This window comes from Rhodoferax sp. (assembly GCF_023700745.1).
Classification (GTDB): Bacteria; Pseudomonadota; Gammaproteobacteria; order Burkholderiales; family Burkholderiaceae_C; genus Rhodoferax.
In genome coordinates, this window is record NZ_JAMPYG010000005.1 from 36805 (window position 1) to 44063 (window position 7259).

The window sequence follows — 7259 nt, forward strand, 5'->3', positions numbered from 1 at the left end:
AACTGATGGAATTCAACTCAGCGAGCCTGCAGTGCGGCCAGTTCGGCCCGCGTGGCGGCTGCGATCTCGCGCTCACGGCGTCGTGTCTGGCGCGCCACCCAGACGCTGTAGCCGATGACCACCAGCGTGACCGACACGATCAACAACGTGGCCGCCGCGTAAATGGTCGGGTTGATGCCGCGCCGGGCATATCCGAAGATCACCTGCGGCAGCGTGTTGACACCCGGGCCTGACAAAAATTCGGCAATCACCACATCGTCGAACGAGAGCGTGAAGGCCAGCAGGTAGGCGGCAAAAATGGCTGGCAGGATATTGGGCATGGTAATCAGGAAGAAGACCTGAAAGGGTTTGGCGCCAAGGTCCATGGCGGCCTCCTCAATGGCGCGATCCATTTCCAGCAAACGCGACTGGATCACCACCATGCCGTAGGCCATGCCCAGCAGGGTGTGCCCGAGCACGATCGTCAGCATGCCGCGCTGCGGCCAGCCGAAAGCGTTTTGCACCCCCACCATGAACAGTAGCAGGGACAGGCCAATCACCACCTCAGGCATCACCAGCGGCGCGTTGACCATGCCCGAAAACAGCGTGCGCCCGGGAAAACGCCGATAGCGCACCAGCACAAAAGCGGCAAACGTAGCCAGCACGGCCGAGGCCAGCCCGGCGGCGGTGGCCACCTTGAGCGAGAGCCAGAAGCCGTCGACGATCTTGGTGTCGCGTGTGAGCGCCTCGTACCAGCGCAGCGAAAAGCCGGTAAACACGGCGTCCTGGCGCGTGCTGTTAAAGGAAAACACCACCATGAAAAACAAGGGCAGATAAAGAAACAGGTAAGTCAGCCCCATCCACAGCTTGCCAAAATATTTTTCAAGATAGCGATTCATTGCAAATCCTTCAAAAATGTCATGCCATCGCCGCTGGCAAACCACGACTCGTCGGCCAGAACGTCGCGATGCAGGGGCTCACTCCTGTTCTCCGGTGTAGTGGTAGTAAATGGCCAGCGGCACGACGATGAGGCCAATCATCACTACCGCCAGCGCCGTGGCGCGCGGCCAGTTGTTGCTGCTGAACATTTCGTCCCAGACCACGCGGCCGATCATGATGTTCTCGGGGCCGCCGAGCAGCGACGGGATCACGAACTCGCCCACCGAGGGGATGAACACCAGCATGAAGCCGGCGATGATGCCGGCCTTGGACAAGGGCACCGTTACCAGCCAGAAGGCCTTGAACGGCGAGGCGCCAAGGTCATAGGCCGCCTCCAGCAGACGGAAGTCCATCTTGACCAGGTTCGCGTAAAGCGGCAACACCATGAAGGGCAAATAAACGTAGGTCATCCCGACCAGCATCGAGACATCGGTGTAGAGCATCTGAATGGGTTCATTGATGAATCCCAGCGCCATGAACACCTGGTTCAGCACGCCCTGGTCGGCCAGAATGCCTTTCCAGGCATAGACCCGCAGCAGAAAGGAAGTCCAGAACGGGAGCATCACCATCATCAGCAGAGCGGGGCGCACGCTGGGTTTGGCACGGGCAATGAAATACGAAAACGGATAGCCAATGAGCAGGCACAACAAGGCCGTGCACAGCGCGTACCAGAGTGAACGCAGGTAGGCTTCAATGTAGAGGGTCTGGAACAGCACGCCGTCATCGCCGCTGCGAAAGATGGAGCCATAGTTTTCGTATTTGAGCTTGAGCAAGCCGGTACTGGAGTCCCAGATCGGTTTGAACGGTGAAATGTCGTTACCCATGTCGACAAAGCTGATGTACAGCAAAATCAAAAACGGGAACAGAAAAAACAGGATCAGCCAGACAAAAGGCACGCTGATGACAAAGCGTTTGCCGGGCATCGTCAAACTCTGGATGGCCATGGTGGCTCCTTAGTCGCGCAGCACAATGCCAGCCACATCGCTCCACCAGAAAAACACATCGTCTTCCCAAGTGATGTTGCTGAGGTCATGGCGCGAGGTATTGGCCTCGGTAATCTTGACCCGGGTGCCGTCCGAGGCGGCGACGATAAAGGAGTTGTAGGAGCCGAAATAAGCGATTTCCTTGACTTTGCCCGAGAACAGGTTGTGCGCAAAATCGGGCCGCTCGCGGCTGATTTCTATTTTTTCGGGCCGCACCGCGATGGCCACCGGCATGTGCAGCGCACCGCTGACGCCGTGGCCGACATGGATCTCGCCAATGGCCGTTTGGACCGCACAACGGTCAGGCTCGTCAATGCTGAGTTTGCCGTCGAACAAGTTGACGTTGCCGATAAAGTCAGCCACAAAACGATTGACCGGATGCTCATAAACCTCTTCGGGCGAGCCCACTTGCAACACCCTGCCCTTGCTCATGACCGCGATACGGCCGGCCATGGTCATGGCTTCTTCCTGGTCGTGCGTCACCATGACACAGGTCACGCCCACTTTTTCAATGATGTTGACCAGTTCAAACTGGGTTTGCTCGCGCAGTTTCTTGTCGAGCGCACCCAGGGGCTCATCAAGCAACAACACCTTGGGGCGCTTGGCCAGGCTCCGGGCCAGCGCCACCCGCTGTTGCTGGCCACCAGACAACTGGTGTGGTTTGCGCTTGGCGTAGGGCGCAAGCTGCACCAAATCGAGCATCTCGCCAACGCGTTGCTTGATATCGTTCCTGGGCAATCCTTCGCGCTTGAGGCCAAAGGCGATATTCTCCCAGATGTCCAGGTGCGGAAACAAGGCATAGGACTGGAACATCATATTGAACGGACGCTCATACGGCGCCAGTTTGGCCACGTCCTGGCCACCCAACAGGATGCGTCCGGAAGTCGGCGTCTCGAAACCCGCCAGCATGCGCAACAAGGTGGACTTACCGCAACCCGAGCTGCCGAGCAAGGCGAAGATTTCACCCTGATGGATAGACAGATTGACCTCGTCAACCGCCAGGGATTCGTCGAAACGCTTGACCAGTTTCTCGGTCACAAGATAGTCTTTTTTGGCACCCACATCAGCCATGCTCAACCCTCTGCTTCAGCACAATCACACCCTTCATAAAAAAGGGCTGTTCATACCCTGCGTACAAACAGCCCAATGGCTTCATCAGGGCCAGGTACTACTTGCCTTTTTTGAAACTGTTGTAGGCGTTGGCCATGGCTTCACGTGCCTCATTGCTGAAGCTGCTGGGCGGGATCATCTTGGCAAAATAGTCAGCTTCGACAAAGATGGTCTTGTTGGCGGCGATTTCCGGCTTGACCAGCGACACCCCCGCCTTGTTGGCGGTCGGGTAGTTCATTTCGTTGGCCATCAGGGCAGCATTCTCGGGACGCAAATAAAAGTCAATGAAGGCATGGGCGTTGTTAGGGTGCTTGGCATCCTTGGTGATGGCCATGGTGTCAAAGAAGATCAACGCGCCGGTGCTGGGCAACATGGACTCGATCTCATCCTTGGACTTGTTCTCCTTGGCGCGCGCAGCGGCAATGTTGATGTCGCCCGACCAGCCAATGGCCACGCAGGCTTTGCCGCCAGCGATGTCGTCAATCATGGTCGAGCTGAAGATACGCACATCCTTGCGCACCTTGGCCAGCATGTCGGTGGCCAGCTTGTAATCTGCAGGATCATTGGAGTAAGCGTCCTTGCCAATGTAGTGCAGGGCCACGGGAATGATCTCGGTGGGTGAATCCAGGTAGGCAATACCGCAGGATTTGAGCTTGCTGGTGTATTCGGGTTTGAACACCAGATCCCAGGCGTTTTCCGGCATCGGCGTTTTGCCGAGGGCCTTGGCCACTTTGGTCTTGTTGATACCGACCGTGGTAAAACCCCAGGCCCAGGGCACCAGGTGCTTGTTGTCAGGGTCGGTTTTGGCACCCAATGTGGCCATGATGGCGGGGTCCAGATTGCCCAGGTTCTTGATCTGTGCCTTGTCCAACGCCTGCAACAGACCGCCTTCAATTTGCGGCTTGGCAAACACCGAGCCCGGCACCACGATGTCGTAGCCCGAGTTGCCTGCCACCAGCTTGGCGTGCAAGGCCTCGTTGGTCTCAAAGGTGTCGTAATTCACCTTGATACCGGTTTCTTTCTCGAACGTGGCAATCATGCCCTCGGGAACGTAGTCGGGCCAATTGTAGATATTGAGCACTTTTTCTTCGGTGTTGACCGCCGCGGGGGCGGGTGCACTTGCCACAGGGGCCGGAGCGGCCACTGGCGGCTCCTCTTTTTTGCCGCAGCCTGCCAAAACGATGGCAGAAAGCGCAAACGACCAAAGGTATTTTTTCATCATGGAAACACTCCGGGAAGAGAAGATGGTGAAGGGGAGCGGTAGTTTAAGGCTAGCAAAAACCAGACCAGACAAATTTTTCGATCTTTCGGTTAAATCAACCCTTTCTGGGTCAATTCCTGTTGTGTCAGGTCCAACGCCAGGCGAATCAAGCGCATCATTTCATCAATATCGGCATGGGTCATGGTCAGCGGTGGTGCAATGATCATGCGGTCGCCCACCGCACGCATGATCAGGCCATTCTGGAAACAATGGCGCCGGCAGATCATGCCCACTGACAGGTCTGCCGCAAACCGCTCCCTGGTCCGTTTGTTCCTGACCAGCACCAGGCCCGCAGTGAAGCCACAGGTTTCGGCCACCCCCACCAGCGGGTGCTCGGCGATGCCCTCGAAACATCGGGCAAGATAGGGACCGATATCGTCCCTGACGCGTTGCGGCAATTGCTCCTGTTCCATGATGTCCAGGTTGGCCAGCGCCACCGCACAAGCCACCGGGTGGCCGCTGTAGGTATAACCATGGTTGAACTCACCGCCTTTGTCGATCAGCACCTGCGCCACGCGGTTGCCCACCATAACGCCACCGAGCGGGATGTAGCCGCTGGTAACCGCCTTGGCAAAGGTCACCAGGTCGGGTTTGTAGCCAAATTTTTCATAGGCAAACCAGTGGCCGAGTCGGCCAAAGGCGCAAATCACCTCGTCGCTGATCAACAGGATGCCGTATTTGTCAACGATGCGCTGGATTTCTGGCCAGTAAGTCGTTGGTGGAATGATGACCCCGCCAGCGCCTTGAATTGGCTCGGCAATGAAAGCTGCCACCTTGTCGGCACCAACCAACAGAATCTTTTCTTCGAGCCAGCCCGCAGCACGCAGACCGAATTCTTCGGCACTTTCGCCCGGCAAGCCGTTTTCAAAAAAGTAGGGCTGCTCAATGTGCGTGATGTTGGGGATCGGCAGATCACCCTGTGCGTGCATGCTGCTCATGCCGCCCAGCGAAGCCCCGGCCATGGTGCTGCCGTGGTAGGCATTGTGGCGGCTGATGATCACCTTGCGCTGCGGCTGACCAGCCAAGTCCCAGTAGCGGCGCACCATGCGCACGTTGGAATCATTGCTCTCGGAGCCGCTACTCGAATAGAAAACATGCTCGAAACTGCGGTCGCCCACCTTGGGCGCCAGCGCGGCCAGCCGCGCCGCAAGCTTGACGGCAGGCACATTGGTGGTCTGGAAAAAGCTGTTGTAAAACGGCAGCGTCATCATCTGGTCGTACGCCGCCTGCGCCAATGCCTTGCGCCCATAACCGGCGTTGACACACCACAGGCCGCTCATGGCATCGAGCAATTTTTCACCTTCGGAGTCCCAGACGTAAATGCCTTCGGATCTGACAATCACACGCGCACCACGGGTAGCGAGGTCGCCATGGTCGGTGAAGGGATGGATGAAATGGGCACTGTCCAGCGCCTGAACCTGCTGAGTGGACAGGGGCGGCAAAGACGTCAAATTGGTCATGGTGGTGATCCTCTTGGTGCAACGGTGGATGGCATGAAAAAAAGTGCGTTACACGTGCAGCAGCAGGTGCTCGCGCTCCCAGGGCGAAATCACTTTCATGAACTCATCAAATTCAAGCTCCTTGATTTCCGAGTACACGGTGATGAATTCCTTGCCCAGCACCTCGTGCAGATCGGATTCGCGACGCAACCAGTCGAGCGCCTCACCCAAGCTGCGTGGCAGCGCATACGGCGACAGGTAGGCGTCGCCCTTCATTTCGGCCTTGGGCTTGATCTTGTTCTTGAGTCCGAGGTAGCCGCAGGCCATGGTCATGGCCAGCGCCACGTAGGGGTTGGCATCGGCGCCAATCACGCGGTTTTCGACCCGGCGCGCCTCAGGCGAGGAGATCGGCGAGCGAATGCCGACGGTCCGGTTGTCGTAACCCCATTCAATGTTGATCGGCGCCGCAGTGTTGCGCGACAGTCGACGGTAGCTGTTGACATAGGGCGCCACCAGCACCATGGCCGCCGGGATATAGCGTTGCAGGCCACCGATGTAGTGCATGAAGGCCTCAGAGGGCGTGCCGTCGTCGTTGCTGAAAATGTTCTTGCCGGTGGTCACATCCAGCATGCTCTGGTGCACGTGCATGGCGCTGCCGGGCTCACCGGCAATTGGCTTGGCCATGAAGGTGGCGTACATGTCATGGCGCAGGGCGGATTCACGCACGGTGCGCTTGAAAAGGAAGACTTCATCGGCCAGGCCCAGCGGTTCGGCGTGGAAGAAATTGATTTCCATCTGGCCGGCGCCGATTTCGTGAATCAGCGTGTCGACGTTGAGCTCCATCTTGTCGCTGAAGTCGTAGATTTCCTCAAACAACGGGTCGAACTCGTTGACGGCGTCGATGCTGTAGGCCTGGCGCGAGGTCTCGCTGCGGCCGCTGCGGCCGATCGGCGCGCGCAGCAAGGTGTTGGGGTCGGTGTTGCGGGCAGTCAGATAAAACTCCAGCTCGGGGGCCACGATCGGCTTCAAGCCCTCGGCGGCGAACAGGTCACAGACCCGGCGCAGCACGCTGCGCGGGGCAAACGACACCAGATTGCCCTTGTGGTCAAAGCAGTCGTGGATCACCTGCGCCGTCGGATCGGTGGCCCACGGCACAATGCGCACGGTAGACGGGTCCGGGCGCAGCTGCATGTCCTTGTCGGTGGGATCGATCACATCGTAATAAGGACCGCTTTCCGGGAATTCGCCGGTCACACCCATGGCCACGACCGACTGCGGGAGGCGCATGCCCCGGTCTTCGGTGAACTTGCCGCGGGGCAGAATTTTGCCCCGTGCGACACCGGTCAGGTCGGGGACCAGGCACTCCACCTCGGTCACACGGCGCTCGTTGAGCCACTGCTCCAGATCGTTGAAATTCATGGACTTCTTGGGATTCATGGTTTGCTCCAGGATGAAACGTGCCAGCTATTGTGCGCGTTGCATCAGGAACCATTGTGAGCCATAAATTGGTTCACAATCAGAACCATTTAAACCTGCCACATGGTGCCA

6 protein-coding genes are annotated in these 7259 nt (G+C 58.0%); all 6 read right to left on the minus strand.

Features of this window, described 5'->3' with window-relative positions:
* Positions 1 to 17: 17 nt before the first annotated feature.
* Positions 18 to 878, minus strand: a complete 861-nt coding sequence (locus tag NDJ10_RS06295; protein WP_296160355.1) for an ABC transporter permease — start codon at positions 876 to 878, stop codon at positions 18 to 20.
* Positions 879 to 956: 78 nt separating this feature from the next.
* Positions 957 to 1862: an ABC transporter permease subunit gene (locus NDJ10_RS06300; protein ID WP_296160356.1), complete on the minus strand. Its 906-nt coding sequence runs from the start codon at positions 1860 to 1862 to the stop codon at positions 957 to 959.
* Between the two features lie 9 nt (positions 1863 to 1871).
* Complete coding sequence (potA, locus tag NDJ10_RS06305) at positions 1872 to 2972, minus strand: polyamine ABC transporter ATP-binding protein (protein WP_296160357.1); 1101 nt, start codon at positions 2970 to 2972, stop codon at positions 1872 to 1874.
* 97 nt (positions 2973 to 3069) lie between these two features.
* Entirely contained in the window at positions 3070 to 4230 is a 1161-nt protein-coding gene (locus NDJ10_RS06310) for an extracellular solute-binding protein (RefSeq protein ID WP_296160473.1), read from the minus strand.
* Positions 4231 to 4322: 92 nt separating this feature from the next.
* Positions 4323 to 5732: an aspartate aminotransferase family protein gene (locus NDJ10_RS06315; RefSeq protein ID WP_296160358.1), complete on the minus strand. Its 1410-nt coding sequence runs from the start codon at positions 5730 to 5732 to the stop codon at positions 4323 to 4325.
* Positions 5733 to 5780: 48 nt separating this feature from the next.
* A complete protein-coding gene (locus NDJ10_RS06320) occupies positions 5781 to 7148 on the minus strand; it encodes a glutamine synthetase family protein (RefSeq protein WP_296160359.1) in 1368 nt (455 codons plus the stop codon).
* Between the last annotated feature and the right edge of the window lie 111 nt (positions 7149 to 7259).

What these genes read in the sequence shown, in the direction of transcription:
- NDJ10_RS06295 (WP_296160355.1), bottom strand. Translation starts at nt 878, where the DNA reads ATGAATCGCTATCTTGAAAAATATTTTGGCAAGCTGTGGATGGGGCTG.
- NDJ10_RS06310 (WP_296160473.1), bottom strand. Translation starts at nt 4,230, where the DNA reads ATGAAAAAATACCTTTGGTCGTTTGCGCTTTCTGCCATCGTTTTGGCA.
- potA (WP_296160357.1), bottom strand. Translation starts at nt 2,972, where the DNA reads ATGGCTGATGTGGGTGCCAAAAAAGACTATCTTGTGACCGAGAAACTG.
- NDJ10_RS06300 (WP_296160356.1), bottom strand. Translation starts at nt 1,862, where the DNA reads ATGGCCATCCAGAGTTTGACGATGCCCGGCAAACGCTTTGTCATCAGC.
- NDJ10_RS06320 (WP_296160359.1), bottom strand. Translation starts at nt 7,148, where the DNA reads ATGAATCCCAAGAAGTCCATGAATTTCAACGATCTGGAGCAGTGGCTC.
- NDJ10_RS06315 (WP_296160358.1), bottom strand. Translation starts at nt 5,732, where the DNA reads ATGACCAATTTGACGTCTTTGCCGCCCCTGTCCACTCAGCAGGTTCAG.